This window comes from Tenacibaculum finnmarkense genomovar ulcerans (assembly GCF_900239495.1).
Lineage (GTDB): Bacteria > Bacteroidota > Bacteroidia > Flavobacteriales > Flavobacteriaceae > Polaribacter > Polaribacter ulcerans.
Map to the genome: position 1 here is coordinate 1 of NZ_OENE01000005.1, position 1594 is coordinate 1594.

2 protein-coding genes are annotated in these 1594 nt (G+C 28.8%); both read left to right on the forward strand.

What is annotated here, in order from left to right; all coding sequences use genetic code 11:
* Window positions 1-119: 119 nt before the first annotated feature.
* Complete coding sequence (locus DPIF8902391_RS02320) at window positions 120-740, forward strand: cysteine hydrolase family protein (RefSeq protein WP_232113556.1); 621 nt, start codon at window positions 120-122, stop codon at window positions 738-740.
* Between the two features lie 192 nt (window positions 741-932).
* Entirely contained in the window at window positions 933-1472 is a 540-nt protein-coding gene (locus DPIF8902391_RS02325) for a hypothetical protein (protein ID WP_172504946.1), read from the forward strand.
* Window positions 1473-1594 lie beyond the last annotated feature (122 nt).

Sequence of the window (1594 nt, forward strand, 5' to 3'; positions counted from 1 at the left end):
CCTACTTACGAAAATCCTTAGGGGATTTTCTATTCCGTTTTTATTTACTTAATTTAGTGCTTCAAAAATGCAACAAACCATATATAAATCGTTGTGTGTAATGCAAAAAACGAAATGAAATGAAAAAAATATTATTGATTTTAACTCTAATTTTAATAACAAATATAGCAAAAGCTCAAACCGATACTGATACAATGAAAACAGCATTAATACTTATTGACATTCAAAATGATTATTTTAAAGGAGGAAAAATGGAACTTTCTGAACCTGAAAAAGCAGGAGAAAAAGCTCAATTAATTTTACAGAATTTTAGAGACAAAAAAATGCCAGTTATTCATATAGAACACCTTTCGACTAGAACAAATTCAACATTTTTTATTCCTAATACTTTTGGTGTAAAAATCCACGAAAGTGTTAAACCTAATAAAAATGAGAAAGTAATTACAAAAAACTACCCTAATAGCTTTAGAGAGACTGACCTTCTAGAATATTTAAATAAAATAGGAGTTGAAAAACTAGTAATATGCGGAATGATGACACATATGTGTGTAGATGCTACAACGAGAGCTGCGAAAGATTTCGGATTTGAATGTACAGTAATAAGTGATGCTTGTGCTACAAAAAATCTTGAAATTAATAACGAAACTGTTAAAGCAAAAGAAGTTCAAAAAGCCTTTTTAGGAGCACTAAATTACTATTACTCAACTATTCTAACATCTGAAAAATTTCTGACTGAATAAACACTACACACAACAACATATATAATTCATTGCTAGTACTCGCCTACCTACGAAAATCCTTAGGGGATTTTCTATTCCGTTTTTATTTACTAAATTTAGTACTTTAAAAACGCAACAAACCATATATAAAACGTTGGCAACAATTATAAACAAGATTCAACAAGAGATAAATTATAAATATTGAACTTTAAAATGGAAAAAAAGAAAGTAAATAAAATAAGTGATTATGTTTTTAATATTTTATTAATTATTATTACAGCTTTTCTTACATTTATTTATTCTTCAAACCTAAATAAAAAGGAAAGAGAGTCAAATAGAATAAAAGAATCTATTATTTCCCTTTTAGACAACACTGTTCAATATGCGGATTACTCTACAGTTGATTGGAAAAAAATTGACACTTTATATTATAAACCATATAATTGTGATTGGGAATTTACATTTGAAAATTTAGTTTTGGATAAAAACTTCCCTTCAAGTGAATTATGTAAGGAGTGGCACTTATTACAAAATGCGAAAAAGGACTTTCATATTAAGGCAACGAGAGCAAGAACAATTAGTACTGTAGAAACTAGAAAAGCAATTTTAAATGTAGAGTCTTCATTTGATTCAGTTTTTTTAAATTTCACTAAAGATGTTTATTATATGCGTTCGTTCATAGACAATTACAATCCAATAATGTCAAGAGCATTCAACGATTTAGAATTGAAGATACAATCGGAATTAAAATAGATTAAAGAAAATAAATAACAAACTGTTGCCAATCGAGTAGACGGCTCCGACTAAAATAGTCGGAGTGCGCCTCTCACACCACCGTACGTACGGGTCTCGTATACGGCGGTTCGTAAATCATC